Consider the following 19799-nt stretch of genomic DNA (forward strand, 5'->3'; position numbering starts at 1 on the left):
AGGCCCGCTCCGGGGTTACGCGTTGGAGTGGTACGAGGCGCTTGGGGGCAGGACGGGAAGGCGCTGCTGGTAGTAGCCGATGTGGAAGCGGTGAGCGTGGACCACCCACAGCCGGTCCAGTTCAGGGATCGAATCCTCGGGCATGGTCAGCGTGACCGTGTACGGGCCGGGACGAACGGCGATGACCTGGTGATCGTAGGAGCCGCGCCGGGTTGAGCGTGGTCGCAAGTGGACCGCGACCAGACCGTCGGCTGCTAGGGGCAGGTACAGCGCGATGTCGGCTGGCCTGCCGGCGTGAAGAGCGTCCGGCGGATTGACCTGGAGCTGGGGGAGAGGGGCGGGCAGGCTCAGGGCGGGCCCGCACTTGGGACAGCGGATGGTGCGGCGATCGCTCAGACCGAGAGGGCTGGCGAGGTGCTCGGTGTCGCGCGGGGTGTGGCAGTACGGGCAGGGGCTGGCGAAGGACCAGCGCACGGTCCGGTGATGGACGCGGGACGCGGCAAGCTGCCGGGCGAAGGCACCACCGCGTGTCCGGTTGAGAATCGAAAGGGCTGCGTGAGCCCACTTGGTGCTCTTGGCGTCGAGGTCAAGCCCCCACACCTCGACGGGGGAGCGGTCGCGTACGGCGGCCAGCAGCAGTTCGCCTGCGGCCGCCCGGTGGGTCGCCATCTCCTCCAGACAGGCGGCGAGGTCCGGGTCGGGGCGGCGCTGCAACGAGTCGTGCAGGCCGCGCTCGAGGGCGTGGGCGTCGGTCAGGCGGTGCTGCCACATGCTGACTAGCTGGTCGTCCGTGATGCGTGGACCGGTCTGGGGACGTGGACGTGGCGAAGGAGTGGCGCCCGGGGCGTGGAGGCGCTGTTCGGGGTCGCCGAGCAGGACCGCGGAGGGACCTCGGATTCCCCGCCGGACACCGTCGGTATTGAGGAGCATGACGCACTCGCCGAGCCGATCGCCGGCGTGCAGGCTCTCGGCGGCAAGGCGGGGTTCGTGTCCGCTGGTGTCCAGATCCCCGCGGATGAGTCCGAAGACGGCCTGGGGAAATCCCTCCAGGGCGTCGAGCGCGAGGCAGAGGTCGGACGGATACTGCTCCGCGGACGCAAGGGTGATGCCGTTGCAGACGAAGACCCCCAGCGCGCGGGTCTTGAGGCGGTGCAGAGCGAAGGGGCGGATCCGGCCGGACGGGTCGGTCTTGCAGGTGGTGGGCGTACACCCACCGGGCAGAACGGCTCCGTCGAGAGTGTGCTCGGACGCGCCGGTGAGTCCGCACAAGGTGAGTGCGCCGAGCGGGGCGTGCGCGGAGGATCCGTCGGCGTCGACGATGAGGCTGGTCCACTGCCGGCCCAGGACGTCGGCAACGGTGGTGCGTTCGTCGGTCTCCCCAGCGGTCAGGACATGGGCGAGGCCGGTGGTGCCGTCGATGAGGCCGCTGCGGGCTGGGCCCGGGGCCGGCGCGGGGGAGGCGAGGAGCTTGGCCAGAGCGAAGGTGACGGCAGCCGCGTCGCGGCCGGTGAGGAATCCGGTCTCGGTGTCCTGTTCGGCGAAGGCGGTCACGATCGCCGTCAGGACGCGAAGCGGCAGCGCGTCGGCCGGGGCGACTACCAGGACACTGCCGCCCCGGTCACCGACGGCGAGCGGCCGGTGAAGGTCGAGAACGTGGTGGGCGCGGCCAAGGGCTTGCGCGACCAGCTGCCCGAGTTGTTCGTGGCCGGGCAGGCTTGCCACTCGCGCGCCGGCTCGGACGGGCGGGCGGCTCTCGGCGGAGGCGTAGCTGTGCAGGACGTCCGCCCACCGCAGGGCGCGGTCCGCCTCGGTGGGATGCAGGATGGGAACTGCGTGGCCCCGCGCCAGCAGTGCGTCGTCCTCGACGGTCTCAACCCACCGGTATCGGCGCGGCAGTTGCGGGAGCGGGGCCATCAGGGCACCTCAGGGCGGTAGGACGAGATGAGCGCCCGCAGGACGTATTCGACCGGGACGGTCTCCGCGGCGTGAGCGGCAGCCGCGCGGGCGGCACTCATGCCGCGCTCGTGTGCGCTGTCGGAAAGCTGGTGCTGATACGGCCAGGCCCGGTCGGCCAGCGCCTCCACGCTCTCCGCGGGCGTGCGGTGGCGGGTGAAGACGACGAGTGTGTGCGTGTCGGTGTCCAGGCCGCGGTCGGCGAGATGGGCAGTGACACGCTGGTCGGTGCCCTTGCCCTGGAAGAGAGGGAGCGGGCCGTCGGCGAAGGCGGCGGTGCCGTAGGCCGCGTCGATGCCGGTGAGCGGGTCGGGACCGGTGGGGTGCAGCAGCAGGCGGATCAGCCGGCCGCCGGGGCGCAGGATCCGCACCGCCTCGTCCGCGGCGAGCAGGGGATCGGCGGTGAACTGCAGGACCTCGTGCTCGATGACGACGTCTGTGCTGTTGACGACGAAGGGGAGCATCAGCGCGTCCGCGGACACTACATCCACGCCCGGCAGGTGGAGCTGAGTCAGGCCGGCGGCCATCGCGGCTGACGGTTCGACGCCGCGGTAGGTCGCCGGGTTCCCGCTGGCGAGGTGTCGGGTGATGCGTCCGGTGCCGGCGCCCAGCTCGACCACATCACGGCCAGCGAGGTGTGCGGCGGCGAAGGACCGCAAGGCCTCGGTCATGGCTTCGTCCAGGGGACGGTGGCGGTCGTACACGTCAGCCAGGGCCGGGGTGTAGAGCGGGTCGTCGGCCGGGTGCGGGCTCAGGTCGGGGGCAGCGCCGAGCAGGTCGGTGAGTGCGGCCGTGGTGTGCTGCCAGGGCCAGGAGCTGTTGGTGTCCAGGACGACTTGGGCGCCGTGGCGCAGCTGGCGCAGCAGGGCGAGCAACGGGGCGAGGCTGTCGATCAGCCCCTCCGGGGTCGTGGCTCCGACGCCGTGTGATGCCGCGAGAGCGCTCCGCGCAGTGGGCGGCAGATACCGGGAGGCCGTCGCACCGGGCCATGGCGCCTGCTGATGGCGTGCCAAGAGGGAGGCCAGTGCGGTGAGTTGGTGACGGGCGAGGTCCAGATGCGTGACGGCCGCCAAGAGGTCGCCCGTGTGTGCGGCGGCGGCAATCTGGTGCAGAGCCCAGCCGATGTCGTGGAGGAGCGCTTCGGCACGCGGCGCGGCCGCAGCGCGGACCTTGGGGAGCCAAGGCGGAAGGTGCTCGGCCTCCACGTCGCACGTCGCGCTCGTCCATGCGGGCAACTGTCCTGCCGCGGCTGCGGTGTCCGCGCCGTGGGGCAGCAGGCGCCAGGTCGTCAGACGGCCGGTCGACGTGATCGACGCGACGGCGTCGGGCCCCAGTGGGACGGCGGTCAGGGTCGTGTCGTGCGCGGTCAGCCGCGCGGCCAGGTCCGCAGAAGTAAGGGACGTACTCAGGTATCGGACGGCTTGGGGGGAGCCAGTATCGGCTTCGGCATGGCCGTCGGGCGGTGCGACGCCGAGGAAGGCCTCGGCTCGCGCCGGGAACACGACGTCCGTGGCGGCGGGGAGGGCGACCCCGAGGCTGACCAGGAACTTCTCGAAGGACTCGGCGCTCGTGTAGTGGGTGGCGCGTAGTCCCACGTGGAGGGCCGCGGCCACGTTGGTTGCGTTGTCGTCTGTGAAGGCCACCATCTCGGCCGGCAGGTCCATGAGCGCGAGGGCCAGGTGGTATGCGGCGGGCGAGGGTTTGGTCACGCCGAGGTCGGCGCTGTTGGCCACATGGTCGAAGAGACCGTTCAGTTCGTGCAGGCACAGGTCCGCGGCGACCGCGGTGGTGTTGTTGGTCAGGACGCCGGTGGCCAGACCTGCGCTGCGGGCGCGTCGGAGCAGCGCAACCATCTGTGCGTCGGGCGCGCCCCGGTCGGCAGCCCACTGATCGGTGGCGCGCCCGCCGTCGGGTCCGAACTGCGTGATCAGGTCGGCGCGTACGGCTGCGACCCATTCCTCGTGCGTCAGGATCCCGTGGTGGGCGAGGTCGAAGGCGCCGCCGTACGCGGCGCGGCGGACGGCCTGTTCAGGGAGACCACAGGCGAGCGCCGCCGTGACGGCGCTGCGATTCCCCCACAGACGTACGACGCCGTCCAGGTCGACGAGTACCCCGCGGATCGGTTGGTTCATGAGGAGCTCCTGGGGGACAGGGCAGCGGACAGGAATGCGGTGGTGGGATCGGCGTGGAAGTCGCTGATGGTGATCTCGGTGCCGTACGTCTCGTTGATCTTCTGCACCAGGAGCAGCGCGGACAGCGAATCACCGCCGCATGTGAAGAAATCGGCGCTGCCGTCAGCTGGCGTACCGGTGGTCTCCTGCCACCACTGGGCGACATCTGCCGGCAGGCTCGCTGACGGCGCCGCCGACGGGGCGGCGTGGTCGGCTTGGCTGTCCGTGGGCACCAGGGCGAGCCGGTCGATCTTGCCGGACACGGTGCGGGGCAGGTGCGCCCGGACGATGACCAGCGCGGGTACCGCTGACGGAGGCAGGACGCTCGCCAGATGCCGGCGCAGGCGCGGTGCCAGGTCGACATCATCCGCCTCCACATGCAGGACGAGACGCTGCCGGGCAACCCCGTCCTCTTGTTCGGCGTGCAGCACGGCGGCCCGCACGCCCGGCATCCGGCATGCCGCGGTCTCGACCTCTCCGGGTTCGAGTCGGACGCCGCCGATGTTGAGCTGGTCGTCGACGCGGCCGGCGAAGACGTACTGGCCGTCCGTTCTCTGCCGCACGCGGTCGCCCGTCCGGTAGACACGGACACGTCCCACGCCCCCGTCCGCGAGCGGGAGTTCAAGGAGCGGGAAGGCCCGCTGGGTCTCGGCGTCCAGACCGAGGTAACCGTCCGCCAGGCCGGTGCCCCCCAGGTACAGCTCGCCCGTATCCCCGTACGGCACGGGCTCCTGGTCCTCGTCGAGGATCCAGGCGGTGACTCCGGGGAGCGGGTGGCCGATCGACGCGGATGCCTCGTTGCTGCGCACGTGCTCCGCGACCATCGCCTCCACGCACGCCTCGGTCGGGCCGTAGGCGTTGGCGACCTCGTACGCGCGCAACCAGGCGGCCAGAGGCTCGGGATGCAGCGCTTCGCCACCGAGAACGATGCGGCGCAGCGCGGGCAGCTCGGCGAACTCGGCGGCCGCCAACTGCGTGGGCGTGCAGGTGAACGCCGTGATCCGCTGTTCCCGGAGGAAGCGTGTGAGCAACGGCCCGGGCAGCCGCTCGGCAGGGCCGGCGATCTGCAGCCGGGCGCCGGTGGCCAGCGCGCCGAGGACCTCCCACAACACGGCGTCGAAAGTCGGCGACGTCAGCTGGGCAATGCGGTCGGTAGGGGTGAGGCCGTACAGGCCGGGGAGGGCCGTGGCGCGGGCGGCAAGGGCTCGGTGGCTGATGAGGACGGGCTTGGGGCTGCCGCTGCTGCCGCTGGTGTGCCAGATGCAGGCGATGTCGTCGTCCCCGGGCTCGGGCAGACCGGTGTTCGTTGCGAGGGTCTCTCTGCTGGCGCCGTCGGCGGGGGCGAGGGCGGTGAGGTGTCCCGCCCAGGCGGGAGCCTGGGCGGTCGCCGTCAGCACCCCGGATGCCTGGCACGCCGTGGCGATCTGGGCGAGCCGTGCGGGTGGGTGGGTGACGTCGACGGGAACGGCAACGACGCCCGCACGCCACGTGGCGATCAGTGCTGTGATCCATCCGGTTCCCGGAGGAAGAGCCAGGACCACCGCCCGGTGCGTGAGGTCGGCGTCGCGCATGGCCCGCGCCGTGTGCCCGGCGGCCTCCCACAACTGGCCGTACGTGAGGTGGCGGTGCGGGTCGGCGGCGGCGATCGCGGTCGGGTGCTCGCCGACGGCACGGCTCAGCACTCTGGTCAGCGTGCTCATTCAGGCGGCCTCCGTCTGGGGCTGGGGCAGTACAACGCCCCGGTGGGCCTCACGCAGCAGGTCCAGGGTGGTCAGCAGCCCGTCGTGCGGGACCGACAGGTTCACGCGGATGCGCGGTGAGCCGGGGGAGAGGGCGTGCCAGGACTCCTTGGTGCCGCCGAACAGCAGCTGTGGGTTGAGCTTGAGCTGGAACTGGCGGCCGACCGCGTTGACCCAGGCGATTGCCTCGGCAGGGTCGGAGAGGTCGACGCGCAGACGGGGCAGGAGGGAGTACCCGGAGACGGGCCGCAGGTGATCGCCGGTCTCCAGCAGGTCGTCGGCGTGCTTGGTGAGCAGATCGAAGCCGTCGGCGAAGTGACGGCTCATTGCGTCGAGGTGGTCGACGATCGAGCGGCAGACCGCTTCGGAGGGGACGGTGTCGACGTTGTGACGGGCGTACTGCTGGGCGATCCACCGGTACCGGCGGTCGAAGGCGTGTGGGACGGGCTCGTGAGCGGCTTCGGCGAGCAGCAGGACGGTCAGATAGAGGAGGACGAGCTGGCCGGCGAGCGGGCTGGCGGAGGCGGTGCGGTCGAAGATGTCGTCGCGCGCGGCCTCGGCCAGGGACGACGATCCGGTGATCAGCAGGCCGGGGCGGAGGCCGGGGACACACAGGTCCTTGGACGGAGTCATCAGCACCGCCGTGTCCGTGATGCGGCCGTCGAGCGTGGCACGGACCAGGTCGGTGACCTGATGCGGGCGCGGACCGCTGCCGCCGGCGAGGAAGACGATGTCGACCAGGCGGAAGTCCGCCTCGCACGGCGGCGGCGTGTAGAGGGTGCCGGTGACCCCGTTGGGGAAGATCTCCACAAGAGCGGTGCGGGAGGCCGTGTCTGTGGTGGGGTGCAGGGTGCCGTCGTGCCAGTAGCGGCCCACGACGGCCCCGCCCCAGCGGCGCGGGGTCTGCTCGAAGGCGTAGTAGCAGGGCGCGGGCAGCAGGAGTCCGGCGTCGCAGGCGGCCAGCCAGCGGGTGACCAGGCCGATGCCTTCGGTCGCGCCGGCGGTGAAGACGATCTGGGACTCGTCGAGGTCGAGTCCGAGGTATTCGCCTGCCAGGGCCGCGGCCAGGGCACGGTCGTGGGCGTCGTGCGGGGTGCCGTACTCGTGCAGTCGCCCCGTGCGGGCGCTCGTCGCCAGGGCACGGTGGAGAAACCGGTGGACGGCTCCGGCGGCCGGGTACAGGTTGTAGCCGTAGCCGATCTGCGAGCTCGCGCGGGAGACTCCGTCGCGCAGCTCCCGGTAGACCGCGACGCACGGGGCGTCCTCAGTGACCGGTGCCTTCAACCGGGTCATCGCGGCACCTCCCCGAGCACGGAGTGGACGACGGCCGAGACGTCCTGGACCGTGCCCGCGCCGATCGGGGGCGCGTAGGGGTACAGGGTGCGGGGCCGCAACGCGGCCGTCTCGTCGGCGAGTTCGCTCGCCGGACGGCGCCCGGCGACCGCGTCGGTCATGATCTGAGCCAGGCACGGCATATCCCGCGGGGTCAGGCCGAGCCAGGTCGCCTCGGCCAGACCCAGACGCAGAGCCGGCCCATCGAGCGGCAGATCGGTGAGCCAGTTGACGTGAAGCCCCGCCTCATACAGGCGCGCGGCCGCGTCCTTGGCGCTCGTCTTCGAGGGTGCGCTGAGCCACAGCTGGTGGGTGCGGGTGTAGCCGAACTCGGCGCCGACGACGTCCCATCCGGCGTGCGCGAGCTCCTTGCCCAGCGCCTGCGCGTTGGCCACGACGGTGTGCGCGTACGGAGCCGCGTGGTCGGCGAACGCGGCCAGCGACAGGCCGAGCGCGGCGACGGCGGCGAAGTGGTGGTTGGACACCAGCTGGGGCTGGATCCCCTTGATCTGCTGTGCGATGGCGGCGTGCCGGGTGGCGATGATGCCTTTCTGAGGGCCGGGGAAACTCTTGTGAGTGGAAGCGGAGAGGCTGTCCGCGCCGGCCGCGAGCGGGTTGGGGAGGGCGCCGCCCAGGACCAGGCCGAGGGTGTGCGAGATGTCAGCGTGCACCAGCGTGTCCGCGCCGGCCTGCCGGACGGCCTCGACGAGCGGGGTCACGTCCAGGGGATGCAGCGCGTGGCACTGGTCGAGGTAGACCAGGGTCGGACGGTGATCGGACACGAAGCCGGCGAGGGCGCCGCGCTCCAGCGCGTGCACCGACTGGCCGGGCAGGAAGGCGACCTGGTGCCCGAGCCGACGGACCACGTCCGCGGTGGCGTAGTGCCCGCCCTGGGCCGGAGCGAGGCAGGCGATTGTGCTGCCGGGCGGGCCGCCGAGCGCGGAGATGACCATCTCCATGGCGTGCAGCCCCGACAAGGCCCGTACGTTCACGTGGCCAGCACCCGTGAGGCGGGCGAGCAGGGGGACGGTGAGGCCGGTCTCCAGCCACGCCGCGCCCTTCGCCGACGGGAAGCGCCACTCGCCCGCCTGCGGGTCGGGGTCCTCGTCGAACATGTAGCGGGCGTACAGGTCGCTGATCAGGGGCAGCCGGGTGATCGGCGCCATGATGCCCTCGGCGGGGATGAGGCTGAGGGTGCGCGACGCACGGGCCTGGTGGGCCCTGAGCACGCTGAGCCCTTCGGCCAGCAGCGCGGCTCCGCTGGGCACGGATTGCGGCACGTCGGCGTCTCCTAACGAGGGGCGGGAACAGGCGAGGAGGCTGGTCATACGAGCGGCCGGAGGGTGAACAGGCCGCGCAGCAGCAGCCGCGGGCGGGCGGGGTCGTCGCGGTAGGCGGTGCGCCCGTGCCCGAGCCGGTCGTTGGCCAGGACCAGTGCCTGCCCGGCGCGGAGGGTGAAGGAGACGCGGTAGGAGCTGCCCGGCATCGCGGCGGCGTCCATGATGGCCAGCGCCCGATCGAGCGCGGCCTGCTGGCCGGGAAGGGATCGGTAGGTGTCGGTGGCCGTGCGGCTGTACCGGGTGATCCACCTGCCGGACTGTTCCTCGGCGAACGCCGGCGCGGCCACGAACTGGCCGTCGACGAAGGTCGAGGTGCGCACCAGCGATTCGGCGTGGGCGAGTTGGGCGGCTGCCTCGGCGTCGAGGCGGCGCAGTTCGGCGTAGGCGTCGACGAGGTTGACCAGGTACGACAGCCCGCCGTCGGCGGCTTCGGCGGCGCACATCATGACCGTGGTGGGGATCTCGCCGAGCAGCTGGAGGGTGCCGTCGCAGTGGACGTTCTGCCCGGCGGTGTCCTGGAAGGGATGCGCGGCATCGGGTACGGCGGTCAGGCGGCTGACCCCGCCCAAGGTGTGGGCGCTGTCGGCGTACAGCAGCGGGGTGAACGGCTGGCCCAGGCCGAGGGCGTCGGCCAGGGCGGCCAGGTCGTCGTGGGAGGGGGTGGAGCCGGGGACGTGCACGATCGCGTAGCCCCGCTGCCGGTATTCGGCCGCGATACGGCGGCGTATGCCCGCGTTCGGAATTGACCAGCTGCCGGCCTCGACCGGTGCGTGGGGCACGGTGCTGAAGTCGGGCAGCTCGGTGGTCGCAGCCACGGGGGTGTCGATCAACGGGGTGGGCATGGCGTGCCTCCGGAAGTCTCAGATGACGGCGGGGGGTTGCTCGCGCAGGGCCGGGTGCTGGGTGAGCAGGTCCTGGATTGCGCTGCGGTGCGCGCTGTGGCTGCGGTCGGGCGCCGGGCGGCCGGCGTCCAGGAGCTCCAGCAGTGCGGTGAGGTGGTGTTCGAGAGTGAAGCGGTCCTGGACGGCGGCCAGGGCGGTGAGGTACTGCGTGCGGGCGGGGCCGTCGGCGGTGGTCTGGCGCAGGGCGGCGGCGAGCGCCGCGGTGTCGGCCGGGTCGACCACGGGGCCGATGCCGAGGGCGCGGACGAGGTGCCCGGTGGCGCCGTAGCCGTCAGTGACGACGGGCAACCGGTACAGCGCGGCGTCCCGCAGCCGCAGCCGGTGGCAGGTCATGTTCTCCGCGGTGCGCTCCCCGGTGATGACTAGCGCGCGTGCCGCCTTCAGCCAGCCGCCCCGATCGCGGTGCGCGATAGCCGCGGTCGGCCAGAACACCTGCTCGGCGACGCCGAGTTCGTCGGCTCGCTCCTGGAGCGCGGTCCGCCGTGTCGCGTTCGGCGCGTACAACAGCCGCAGTGTCAGGGCGTCGCCCTGGGGGTGGGCGAGCGCGTCCAGGACGGGCAAAGGGTGGCAGTAGTCCCACACGCCGCCGTTCCACAGCAGGTCACAAGCCCCGGACTCAAGCGTCGGCGCCACCACGGCGGCAGCGAGGGAATGCCGGTTGTAGCCGATCGGTACGAGGCTGACCAGGTGCGACAGGCCCGGGTCGGTGTGGTGGTGGGCGGCGGACATGCGGCCGGTGGCGACCAGCGCGCCGAGGGTGGAGGCGCGTTCGGCCTCGGAGCGGACCAGGAGGTGGTCGGCGAGCATCAGTTGCAGGCGCCAGCGGGCGACCGTGTCCTCGTACAGGCGCTGGGCGTCGTCGCCGGCGAGGGCGTCGAAGTGGAGGTGCTCGATAGGGGGCGCGTTCTCGGCCACGATCAACGTGCCCTGCTCGTAGGCCTTCAGCAGCAGGCGCGTGTCGGGCAGGTCCGTGGTGAACAGGACGTCGCAGGCGTCGAGGACCTCGCTCTTCCCGCCGGTGACGATCCGCACTCCGGGGTGGGTGAACTCGGACGAGTGTGGTGCGGTGATGGTGACGCGGTGGCCGGAGTCGGCGAGGACCTGGGCGATCTCCCACAGCCGCAGTCCGATCCCGCCGAGCCGGTCGTCGACGCGGTAGGGGCCGCTGAGGATAACGATGTGGCGGCTCACGGGGCTGCCTTCCAGTAGGCGGTGACCGCGGGCCAGGTGCCCAGGTCACGGAATGGACCGACCTCGACGACGGGAGCCCCCAACAAGGCGGTGAGCGTGTCCGGGGGGTTCGGACGGTGCAATGTGGCGTGGTGCAGGGCGGAAACGAAGGCCGTGGCAGCGGCGCGGGCGACGGCGTAGCCGAACCAGACGGCGTTGAACGCTTCGGCCGCCGGCAGGCCGGGTTTGTCGGCGAATGCGATGACCCGGGGGCCGTCGACGGTGTCGTCCAGGAGGAGGGCACCGTCGACGGCGAGCCGCTCGGCATCGGACTCACGGGCGGCAAGGAACGCCGAGGGGTGACCGGCATGGATGAGGTCGAGAACGTCGCCGACCGCGGTCGGCTTCGGCACGTCAAGGACCTGGTCGGGTAGTAGGACCAGGGTCGCCGGGCCGAACCACGCCTCGGCGCTCAGCACGGCGCCGGTCGACTCAGGCAGGCTCGGGTCCTGGAAGGCGAGGACGAGCGGCAGGCCCAGCACCAGGCAGCGGGAGCGGAGATGGCGGACGGTCGGCTCGCGTCCCTCCCCGATGACCGCCACCAGGCGGATCCGGGAGGCAAGCGGTGCGAGAAGGTCGAGGGTGGCATCGAGCGCCACACGCCCTTCGCCGATCGGCAACAGTTCCTTCGACGTGGGCAGCCCAAGCCGCGCGCCGACGCCGGCCAGGGGAAGGACGACCGTGTCCCGCTCGGCGCTCAAGATGCCACCACCGCGGTGGTCGTGGCCCGGACCGCCTCGGTGAGAACCTCCGCACCCATCCGGGCCTCATCCGCGCTGATCGTCAGCGGCGGGGCGACGGTGAGCACGGGGCCGAAACTGCGCACCAGCACTCCGTCGTCCTGCGCGGCCCGCGCGACCTGCGCTGCCAACTCGATGGAGGCCATCTCCACACCGATCATCAGGCCGCGGCCACGCACGCCCCGGACACCGGCGTACTCGGACAACGCCTGAAGCGAGGTGAGCAGTTGAGTACCTCGCTCGGCAGCAGCTGCGACGAGGCAGTCCCTCTCGATCACGTCCAGGACGGCGAGGGCGGCGGCACAAGCGGTCGCATGCCCGCCGGTCGTGTGCCCGTGGCGCAGCCCTCCGAGCAGCGGATCGCGGGCGAAGCCGGAGTAGATGTCCTCGCGCACGGTCACAGCCGCCAGAGGCGCGTACCCGCCCGTGAGCCCCTTGGACGTGGTGACGATGTCGGGAGCGGCCTGGCCGTCGAGGTCGTGCTCGAAGCCGAAGAGCTTCCCGGTCCGGCCGAAGCCGGTGGCGACCTCGTCGACGATGAGGAGCATGCCGTACCGGTCGCACAGCGCCCGCAGGTCGCGTAACCGGCCGGGCGGCGGCACGATCACGCCTCCGACGCTGAGCACCGGCTCGACCAGGACGGCGGCGATGTTCTCCGGACCGACGGTCAGGATCTGCTCCTCCCATTCCGCAGTGCCGGGCACCTGGCAGGCCGCGTGCCCCACCGCGGACGCACACGCTGAGCAGCGCGGCGTAACGAGGTGGGCGTAGCCGCTGGGGAGAGGCCCGCTGCCTTCACGGCGGAATTCCGACGCCGTGGCGGCGATAGCCGCAGCCGTTGCCCCGTGGTAGCCGTCGGCGTACGACAGCACGATCTTCCGCTCCGCGCACCCTTCGATGCGGTGCCACATGCGGGCGATCTTGAGTGCCGCCTCGGTCGCCTCGGATCCGGAGTTGCAGAACAAGGTGCGCCCAAGCGGCGGGGGCAACAGTGACGCGATCCGTCGAGCCAGCCATGCCGCCGGCGGCGTCGTGACCTCGGCCAGGTCCCAGGTCATCAGGCGGCCGGCCTGCTCGTGCAGGGCCTGGACGACGTCGGGGTGGCTGTAGCCGACGGTCGCGTTCAGCGTGCCGGCCCGCAAGTCGAGGAACGTACGGCCGCGGGTGTCGCGCACCTGGCACCCGTACCCGTCCGTGAGCACAAGCCGCTCCTGGCCGGCGTCGAGTGGGCTCCAGGGGTGCCAGAGGTGGTGGAGATCCGCTTCCCGTACAGCAGCTGCCTCGTTCATGATCGTCGTCACTCTCTCGGAGACGGTGCCGGCCTGCTGGAGCACGACCGGCTGTGTGCGGTTCACGGCTGCTCGGGCCCCGACTCGGGGCACGGACTGAGTAGTTGATCGGCGATCTCCTTGGCCATTGCGGCGGGAGAGCGGTCGCTGCTGTCGATCACCAACAGGCGGCTGTGCCTGCGTCCCACAGCAACGTGGTCTTGCCGGCCAGGTCGACGCCGTCGACCAGGACGCCGCGCACGGCCGGGCTACGTCGCCCGGCGGGCCGTGACCTTCGCAGCACTGTGGCGAGTCCGGCCCAGGCGAGCTGGAGGTGTCTCGTCATCGGGCTCCTCTTCCGATTCCGATCGCTGGTTCGGGGTACACAGATGCGGTTCCGATGCGAACGGGAGTGCCTGGAGATCCGGCCCGTGTACGACCGCTGACCCCGAGCGGCAGGGCCAGACGGCACGGTCGCGGGGTTCAGATCCATCGTCACCGTCGGACGACGCACCGTCATTGCCGGTGTGACGTCGCCGAATTGCCGCCAAGTGGCAATGCCGGCACGTGGCTGAGCGGCCTCTCTGCCTCCCCGCGCACGCCTCGGATACCGTGCTGGACAGCAGTTCCTATTACGGGGGGTGCGCGCATGATCACGATCAGTCGCTCGCGGCGTGAGGTCATCCGAAAGAAGGCCGCTCAGATTCGCGAGCACTGTCTTTCCACCGGGCAAGCCGCGCACAGCACCGCCTGCGCGATCACTGAGGAGCTCCCGGAAGTGAGCCGACTCGAGGCGTGGCGCCTCGCTCTGGGCTGGTCCCGCGCCGAGACCATCACCCAGGTAGGCGAGCTCTACCTCTCCCGTGGCTTGCGGCCACCGGGAATGACCCAGGCGATGTTGTGCCGGTGGGAACACGGAGGGGTCAGGTGGCCCAGCGACGAGTACGCGGAGGCCCTGTGCGTGGTGTATCGGGCCAGCGCCGTCCAGCTCGGCCTGGATCGGTGGCGGTTCGGCTCGGACGAGGCGCCCGGCCGATACAGTGCCGTTGCCGTTGAGGCGTGCGATACCCGCGCATGGGAAGGGTGCAGTATGACCACAGCCGCCGGCCTTCCGGCCGTCCGTGAATCCCTCAGCCTCGCCTTGCTGGTCGACCCCGTCGGCAGCCGCACCGTGGTGGACGCCGCCGACGCCGCGATTGAGTTCTACGCTCTCGGCTACAGCAAGCACCCGCCCGCCACGTTGTTCGACGAGGTCCACCGCACCCGGGGGCTGCTCACCCAGGCGCTTGCCTCCGAACGCACCGACGAGGCGGTCGCCGCCGACCTGCGCCGCAGCGTCGGCTGGCTGAGTGCCCTGCTGGGCAATCTGGCTCATCACGTGGCGGACCACACGGGCGCGCGTGTCCACTTGGCGACCGCCGTCTCCCTCGGTGAACGCCGAGGTGATACCCGACTGGTGGCCTGGGCGTGTGGGGCGCTCGCCATGGTGGCCCGCGCGTCGGGCCAGCTCACCGTCTCTCTGGAGCATGCCGAACGTGGACTTGCGTGCGTTCCTGGAGGCCTGCCGCGAGCTCAGCTGCACGGGTGGGCCGAGCTGCCTACCCTGGCTGCTCGCGGCCAGGTGCAGGACGCCGAGCGGGCCCTGGCCGACGCGACCCGCGCGCTTGAGGACGATCCGGTGGGATACGCCTCCGGCCGTTTCGGCTACGACGAAGCCGAACACCGCCTCCACGAGGCCGAGGCCTACCGCGTACTCGGCCGTGGGGACCAGGCAGTCGTTGCCGCGGAAGCCTCCTTGGACGCGTGCGTCACAGGGACGCCGTCCTGGACCGCGGCCTCGTTGACTCTCGCCCAGGCCGAGGCGCCCAACCGTCCTTCCGACGCGGCACAGCGAGCGTTGGACGTGCTGCAGCAGGTCCCGATCGCGCGACTGCGTTCCACTGCCCGCGCCCGGTTGGAACAACTTGACGGGGCGCTCGCGTCGGTAACGGCCGCCGGCGTCACGGACCTTCACGAGCGGGTACGAACGCTGAAGCCCGTCATCAACGCTCATGGCATCGCAGAGAGCGCCTGAGTGCTGTTCAGCAACCTGGGCTCCGGCTGGAACGATGCCCCTGATGATGGCTTGCCTCGCGAGCACCAGTGAACCGGATCTCCCCAGTGCGATCACACGAGACCGACATCCGCCGCGGCTGCTGCTCGGACGTGCCGAGGGTGGGATGGGGAGGCATGAAAAGCACTCACTCACGGCCATGCTGAACTCCGGAATCCTCAACACGTCCGAGCGGCGTCCGAGAAACGGAGCGTGCAGCAGAGCGCGACCGGGTTCCATGCGCCCACGCATATGCAGAGGCGCATACAGCCGGTCGAACCCCGTTCTCTGCTCTGCGACGGGCGCAGGAACTGCAGCCCGCCGGAGGGGCGGCAAGCACCCGGTAGTCGCCTTCCTCCGGTGTTTGCCCGTCGTGCACGCCGCCCACGGGAAGCATCACCATGCCGTGGAGGTCGATGACGGCTCCTACCGGGCCGAGCAGCGAGACACTGATCACCGGCGACCGCCAGTTCTTTCAGTGTGCGTGCAGTCGTCCGGGGTGCCCCGCGTGCCGGAGCCGGTCAGGCGCATGGTGTCGAAACCGAGGAGGGAGACGGTCTTTCCGGCGACGGCGATGCTGCCGGCGCGCGGCGTGGGCGTCATACGAGTGCCTCCTTCAGGCAGCGCTGGACGGCGACGTCTACGGCGTGGTCCTGGCTGGCGGGGTCGCTGGTCACCCGCTGGTGGGGGATCACGTCGTTGGCCAGGAGACGGTGCACGCGGTCGTCGACGAGGCGCCGGAAGGCGGCGTCGTAGTCGTGGCTGGTGTCGACGGGCACGCTTTCGTCGAGCACGGTCGTGAACAGCAGGTCGTACTTGGGGAGCTGCGTGGAGGCGAGGGTCAGCAGCCGATCACGTTCGAGCCGGGGCGGGGTCTCGGCCCGGAACGCCATCGCGGCCTCGAAATAGGCGATGGCGTTGTGGGCGGCATGGTTGATGAGGACGACGTCGGCGCCTTGAGTGGCGGCGTTGGTCTCGTCAAGAATGCCCTGGGCGATGATCCGCTCGGTGGACTGGACGGTGTGGTGCTGCATCTTGGGCAGGCCGGCCGCGGCGGCGCGCTTGCCGAGCTGCCCGGTGCGCACCACGTTGATGCCGCGGCCGCGGAGCTCCATCTCTATGCGCTTCAGGAGCGTCGTCTTGCCCGTTGAGTGGGTGCCGAGCATGGCGATCCGAAGGGGCTGGGAGGAGGAAGTCACCACAGGGTGGGGTCCTTTTCTGGTTCGGGGGCGCTGGGCAGGCCGGGCGGCACGGCCGCGGCGACCAACTGGTCCCAGATGCCACAGTGGGAGGGGCGTGGGCTGCTGCCTGCCCGATGGCCGCAGAGCCAACGTCGTGCGGCGGCCGGGCAGAGGGTCTAGGCGGCGGGCGTGGCCAGGTCCTCGAGTAGTTCGAGCAGGCCGACGACGCGGAACGACTGGAGGCGGCGAACGAGCTGCGAGGCCAGAAACGTTCCGATGTTCGGGTGACTGTAGGGCAGCGGTGCGTCTGGCTGCGCGACGACCTTCACGCCGCCCCGTCCGTCCCGCCCGTACACGGTGCCGTGAACGCCGTGAAGGGGTGCGCTCCTGGCCAGGAACACCATGGGGTTGTCCTCTAGATGCGGGCATAGACTCGCGGCGGCACGGGCGTGCTTGCGGCACACGGGCGGCTGATTCGTGAGAATGCTCGTCTGGGTTGGATCTTGGTCCCGTGGACCGGAGAGGAAGATATACCCGAGCGGCGTGCGTGCGGGCCGTGTGCAGACCTGACAGAGCATCGTCTGCATGCACACCATCTGCCGGTGGGGGTGCATCAGCTTCCACTGCGGCTCACCAGTGATCCGGCCCTGGGCATCTACGGGGTTCCAGCCGCACCGGGCCCACAGGGCGCCGCGAGGGTCACGGTCCCGCGGGTCCTCGTCCGCGTAGTACAGCCGCAGGCCGGCCGGGCGCCGGATGAGGATGAGGTTGTCTCGGGCTGCGTCCTCCCCTGCCCTCTGTGTGATGTACGGGACCAGGGAGAGGGCCTTATCTGTCGGCTCGATGGCTCGCGGGTTGTACGCGAGTCTGAGGGACGGGAAGGTCACGGCTCCTCCGTAGGGCACTGGTTGGCCACCAGCAGCTCGAGGAGTTCGTTGAGCGTCCACGCCATCTTTCGGACGTGCCCGACGGCCCGGCGGTGATCGCTGGGTACTTCCTCGGATCGGATTGCGCGTCCCTGCGCGACGAGGCCGGCTACGTGCTCGTCGATCTCGTTCTCGGTGGGCGAGTAGAGGTCGAGCACGGCTGCGATGTCGTCGAGTAAGGAACCCTCGACGTAGGAGGCCCAGCACTGCATCTTCTCCAGGGCCCATTTCGGTCCGGTCTCGGTGAACGGCGGCATGGCCGCACGCACGGGATGGGCCCAGCCGAGGGAGAGGGCGGCGGCGGTCATTCTTCCGCCCCCTCTGGCACGGCGAGGCGACACCAGGTCGTCGCGCCGGCGTCCCTGGTTCCCCAGTTCCCGCCGCGCTCCTTCACCACCATCTGCACCAAGGCGAGGCCCCGCCCCGACTCCTCATCCTCGTCGGCCTCCTTGGGCGTCGCGACGCCTGGCATGCCGTCGATGACGGCGATGTTCAGGAAGCCGTCCTTCACGGCCATCTCCAGGCCGATCTTCCGGGTTCCGCTGTGCAGGACCGCGTTGGTCACCAGCTCGGAGACGAGGAGCATCACCTCATCGGTCAGCGCGCCAAGACCGGCGTACCGGACTTGGGCGGCGGCGATGCGGCGCAGGACGCCCACGTAGTGCGCACTTGCCCTTCCGGCCGTGCCGTCAGCGGGACGGGGGGCGATGTCGACCCACAGGTTCATCACGTCTTGGTCGCGGCGGGGGACCGCGCGGGACGGTCGTACGGCTGTCGTCGTCATCACGTCCTCTTGGGGGATGGCAGGACCGACCTCACTGCTGACACAGCCCTGCTAAGGGGGGTTCGCTCCGGCGACGCGAGGAGAACGCCCGCCTCGGAGAGGCAGCGTGCAAGCGGGGCGGGACTGGTGAGCAGTGGTGTACCGCCGACGGACTGCTCGCCGTCGGGGGGCACCAGCCAACGCACGATTCCCGACGTCGGCCGCGGAGCGAGCGCGGGTACGAGGATCGCGTGCCCTTCGCCGAGGCAGGCTGGTCGGGGGAGCCGGTCGGGCCACTGTGATGCCGCCATGAGGCTGTACCAGCACGCCCCGGTGCCGCGCGGTACCAGCACGGCCGCGGAGCGCAAGTTGGTGAAGACCACGGCGGGCCCCAGCGGCTGCTCGTACTGGTTGAGGAGCCGGTACGCCGCGTGGATCAAGGACCGATCGGCCAACACGATGTCGAAGGTCATGCCGCCCCTGAGGCGCCGTGGCAGGTGGGGGTTCTCGTGCCACAGTGCGGTGGCTGCCTCCGGGTGGCTCGTTGCCGCGGAGAGCCACGCGGACACGATCTCGTGCTCGGCGATCTCGCGGGTTTGCATGAGCCCTCCCGGCGTCGATGGCACACGCGGTGTGTGCGGCGTAACTCAGTGCAGCGAAGACGCCGATCGGTGAACAGGTCTTTTCGCCGGAACTCTGCCCGTCTCCTACCCGCCCTTTACCCGCCCTTTCAGTCGCCCTTTATGCCTGACCAGGGCCTTCCGTTGACGAACCCTCACGTACCGCCACCGAAGTCGCTACCGTGAGGCGAAACCGGACGGCAAGGGGGCGGTGGATGTGCGTGAACTCAAGCGGTTACGCATCAGCGCGAACCGCACGCAAGAGGCGATGGTCAAGGAACTCACCGACCTTGCCGCACGCCTCCACGCCGAGGGCCGAATCAGCGGGCTCCCCACATTCACTGTCCGTCAGCTCTCGAAGTGGGAGACCAAGAACCCGCCACCGTGGCCGCACCCGGACAGCCGCGCAGTGCTAGCCGCCTACTGGCGGCGGCCCGTCGAGGAGCTAGGACTGCGACCATCGGCCAAGGCCGACAGCGGTCCGGTGGTCCTCACACCCGTTCCACTGATCACCCAGGAACCCGCCTCCGGCCCCATGATGGTCGCCGTGGGCGCAGGACCCCTCTCCGATGAGGTGCCTCCTCCATGGCTGGCCGAGACCACCGCCGGCACCAGCCGATCCAGTGAGTGGCGGATCGTCCCGGAGGAGGTGGCGTTCCTGTCAGCCGCAGCCGACGACAACTACGCGATCGACCAACAGTTCGGCGCGAACCGGCTATGGCGGCCGACCCGGGCGCACCTGCTCTGGACGCACCACATGATCGACCGGGGCACCTACGACGAGCCCTTGGGCCAACAGCTTCACGCGCTGGCGGGCAAGCTCACTACCTCGCTCGGGTGGTTCTGCTACGACGCCGGCCTGCAGGAGCAGGCACGGCAGCACTTCTCCGAAGCGCTGAACGCGGCCAACTACACCGGCGACGACGTGCTGGCCAGCCGCACTTTGAGCAACATGGCTCGACAGGCCATCGACGTGAACAAGGGGCGCGAAGCCGTCCGCTTCGCCAAGCTCGGGCAGCGGCACGCAGAGCTGTGGAACGCGCCCCGCCGGGTGATAGCCCTCCTGGCAATCCGGGAGGCTCAGGGGTACGCGCGTCTCGGAGACGTCTTCAACGCGGAGGCCGCCATCAAACGGGCCTGGCAGGAGTGGGAGAGCGGCGAGGACGAACGGGACCCGGATTGGGCCTTGTTCCTCAATCTCGCGGAGCTGACGTGCCTTGAGGGCATGTGCCGTCTCGATCTCGGCCAGACGGATCGCGCGCAGAAGCTGTTGGCTCGATCCGAAGCCCTACAGGATGTCGCCCACTCCAGAAACCGGGGGATGTGCCTGGGCCGGCTGTCGGTTGCAGCGGTCGCGAACGGCGACGTCGACCACGGCCTGACCGCCGCGATGGAAGCTCTCCGGCTCGTCGAGCACGGCATGTCTTCCACACGGACGGCCGCACAGTTGAAGATCGTTCACAACGGAATGCTCCCCCATCAACGCGCCCGCGGAGTGGGGGACCTACTCGAACAGATCCGCGCTCACGTCGCGTGATCAGC

18 protein-coding genes are annotated in these 19799 nt (G+C 70.7%); 2 read left to right on the plus strand and 16 right to left on the minus strand.

What is annotated here, in order from left to right; genetic code table 11:
- Positions 1-15: 15 nt before the first annotated feature.
- The 10 genes from ACWD3I_RS25520 to ACWD3I_RS25565 all read right to left on the minus strand — a co-directional run bounded on the left by ACWD3I_RS25520 (position 16) and on the right by ACWD3I_RS25565 (position 13021).
- The gene (locus ACWD3I_RS25520; RefSeq protein WP_365394980.1) at positions 16-1914 is read right to left on the minus strand and encodes a hypothetical protein; all 1899 of its coding nucleotides are present in this window, start codon (positions 1912-1914) and stop codon (positions 16-18) included.
- Positions 1914-4085 carry an HAD-IA family hydrolase gene (locus ACWD3I_RS25525; protein ID WP_365394978.1) on the minus strand — a complete coding sequence of 724 codons (2172 nt, stop codon included), beginning with the start codon at positions 4083-4085 and terminating at the stop codon, positions 1914-1916. The genes ACWD3I_RS25520 and ACWD3I_RS25525 overlap by 1 nt, the downstream gene beginning before the upstream one ends.
- Positions 4082-5824 (minus strand): non-ribosomal peptide synthetase, encoded by a 1743-nt coding sequence (locus ACWD3I_RS25530; protein ID WP_365394976.1) that lies wholly within the window; start codon positions 5822-5824, stop codon positions 4082-4084. The genes ACWD3I_RS25525 and ACWD3I_RS25530 overlap by 4 nt, the downstream gene beginning before the upstream one ends.
- Positions 5825-7156 carry a PLP-dependent aminotransferase family protein gene (locus ACWD3I_RS25535; protein ID WP_365394974.1) on the minus strand — a complete coding sequence of 444 codons (1332 nt, stop codon included), beginning with the start codon at positions 7154-7156 and terminating at the stop codon, positions 5825-5827.
- Entirely contained in the window at positions 7153-8475 is a 1323-nt protein-coding gene (locus ACWD3I_RS25540; RefSeq protein ID WP_365394972.1) for a PLP-dependent aminotransferase family protein, read from the minus strand. The genes ACWD3I_RS25535 and ACWD3I_RS25540 overlap by 4 nt, the downstream gene beginning before the upstream one ends.
- 44 nt (positions 8476-8519) lie before the next feature.
- On the minus strand, positions 8520-9377 hold the full coding sequence (locus tag ACWD3I_RS25545; protein WP_365394970.1) for a TauD/TfdA family dioxygenase: 858 nt from the start codon (positions 9375-9377) through the stop codon (positions 8520-8522).
- An 18-nt stretch (positions 9378-9395) separates the two neighbouring features.
- The gene (locus ACWD3I_RS25550; protein ID WP_365394968.1) at positions 9396-10628 is read right to left on the minus strand and encodes a hypothetical protein; all 1233 of its coding nucleotides are present in this window, start codon (positions 10626-10628) and stop codon (positions 9396-9398) included.
- The gene (locus ACWD3I_RS25555) at positions 10625-11368 is read right to left on the minus strand and encodes a hypothetical protein (protein WP_365394966.1); all 744 of its coding nucleotides are present in this window, start codon (positions 11366-11368) and stop codon (positions 10625-10627) included. Before ACWD3I_RS25555 ends, ACWD3I_RS25550 begins: the two co-directional genes overlap by 4 nt.
- Entirely contained in the window at positions 11365-12762 is a 1398-nt protein-coding gene (locus ACWD3I_RS25560; protein ID WP_365394964.1) for an aminotransferase family protein, read from the minus strand. Before ACWD3I_RS25560 ends, ACWD3I_RS25555 begins: the two co-directional genes overlap by 4 nt.
- Positions 12763-12853: 91 nt before the next feature.
- Complete coding sequence (locus ACWD3I_RS25565; RefSeq protein ID WP_365394962.1) at positions 12854-13021, minus strand: hypothetical protein; 168 nt, start codon at positions 13019-13021, stop codon at positions 12854-12856.
- A gap of 303 nt (positions 13022-13324) precedes the next feature.
- Between ACWD3I_RS25565 and ACWD3I_RS25570 the strand changes: the two genes are divergently transcribed.
- Entirely contained in the window at positions 13325-14749 is a 1425-nt protein-coding gene (locus tag ACWD3I_RS25570; RefSeq protein ID WP_365394960.1) for a Twin-arginine translocation pathway signal, read from the plus strand.
- A gap of 471 nt (positions 14750-15220) precedes the next feature.
- Here ACWD3I_RS25570 and ACWD3I_RS25575 read toward each other — a convergent pair whose 3' ends face one another.
- The 6 genes from ACWD3I_RS25575 to ACWD3I_RS25600 form a co-directional block, all read right to left on the minus strand.
- A complete protein-coding gene (locus tag ACWD3I_RS25575) occupies positions 15221-15370 on the minus strand; it encodes a hypothetical protein (protein WP_365394958.1) in 150 nt (49 codons plus the stop codon).
- Positions 15367-15966, minus strand: a complete 600-nt coding sequence (locus ACWD3I_RS25580; RefSeq protein WP_365394956.1) for an AAA family ATPase — start codon at positions 15964-15966, stop codon at positions 15367-15369. Before ACWD3I_RS25580 ends, ACWD3I_RS25575 begins: the two co-directional genes overlap by 4 nt.
- Before the next feature lie 158 nt (positions 15967-16124).
- Positions 16125-16835, minus strand: coding sequence for a hypothetical protein (locus ACWD3I_RS25585; RefSeq protein ID WP_365394954.1), 711 nt, complete (start codon positions 16833-16835; stop codon positions 16125-16127).
- Positions 16832-17182, minus strand: a complete 351-nt coding sequence (locus tag ACWD3I_RS25590) for a hypothetical protein (protein ID WP_365394952.1) — start codon at positions 17180-17182, stop codon at positions 16832-16834. The genes ACWD3I_RS25585 and ACWD3I_RS25590 overlap by 4 nt, the downstream gene beginning before the upstream one ends.
- Positions 17179-17658 carry an ATP-binding protein gene (locus tag ACWD3I_RS25595; protein WP_365394950.1) on the minus strand — a complete coding sequence of 160 codons (480 nt, stop codon included), beginning with the start codon at positions 17656-17658 and terminating at the stop codon, positions 17179-17181. The genes ACWD3I_RS25590 and ACWD3I_RS25595 overlap by 4 nt, the downstream gene beginning before the upstream one ends.
- Positions 17658-18239 carry a hypothetical protein gene (locus ACWD3I_RS25600; RefSeq protein ID WP_365394948.1) on the minus strand — a complete coding sequence of 194 codons (582 nt, stop codon included), beginning with the start codon at positions 18237-18239 and terminating at the stop codon, positions 17658-17660. Before ACWD3I_RS25600 ends, ACWD3I_RS25595 begins: the two co-directional genes overlap by 1 nt.
- Positions 18240-18474: 235 nt before the next feature.
- Here ACWD3I_RS25600 and ACWD3I_RS25605 point away from each other — a divergent pair, with 235 nt between their 5' ends.
- Entirely contained in the window at positions 18475-19794 is a 1320-nt protein-coding gene (locus tag ACWD3I_RS25605; RefSeq protein ID WP_365394946.1) for a hypothetical protein, read from the plus strand.
- The last annotated feature ends 5 nt before the right edge of the window (positions 19795-19799 follow it).

This window comes from Streptomyces sp. NPDC002817 (assembly GCF_053592055.1).

Bases quoted from the DNA above. Each gene is read 5' to 3' on its own strand.
- ACWD3I_RS25520 (WP_365394980.1), bottom strand. From the start codon at position 1,914: ATGGCCCCGCTCCCGCAACTGCCGCGCCGATACCGGTGGGTTGAGACC.
- ACWD3I_RS25525 (WP_365394978.1), bottom strand. From the start codon at position 4,085: ATGAACCAACCGATCCGCGGGGTACTCGTCGACCTGGACGGCGTCGTA.
- ACWD3I_RS25530 (WP_365394976.1), bottom strand. From the start codon at position 5,824: ATGAGCACGCTGACCAGAGTGCTGAGCCGTGCCGTCGGCGAGCACCCG.
- ACWD3I_RS25535 (WP_365394974.1), bottom strand. From the start codon at position 7,156: ATGACCCGGTTGAAGGCACCGGTCACTGAGGACGCCCCGTGCGTCGCG.
- ACWD3I_RS25545 (WP_365394970.1), bottom strand. From the start codon at position 9,377: ATGCCCACCCCGTTGATCGACACCCCCGTGGCTGCGACCACCGAGCTG.
- ACWD3I_RS25565 (WP_365394962.1), bottom strand. From the start codon at position 13,021: ATGACGAGACACCTCCAGCTCGCCTGGGCCGGACTCGCCACAGTGCTG.
- ACWD3I_RS25570 (WP_365394960.1), top strand. From the start codon at position 13,325: ATGATCACGATCAGTCGCTCGCGGCGTGAGGTCATCCGAAAGAAGGCC.
- ACWD3I_RS25575 (WP_365394958.1), bottom strand. From the start codon at position 15,370: ATGACGCCCACGCCGCGCGCCGGCAGCATCGCCGTCGCCGGAAAGACC.
- ACWD3I_RS25590 (WP_365394952.1), bottom strand. From the start codon at position 17,182: ATGACCGCCGCCGCCCTCTCCCTCGGCTGGGCCCATCCCGTGCGTGCG.
- ACWD3I_RS25595 (WP_365394950.1), bottom strand. From the start codon at position 17,658: ATGACGACGACAGCCGTACGACCGTCCCGCGCGGTCCCCCGCCGCGAC.
- ACWD3I_RS25600 (WP_365394948.1), bottom strand. From the start codon at position 18,239: ATGCAAACCCGCGAGATCGCCGAGCACGAGATCGTGTCCGCGTGGCTC.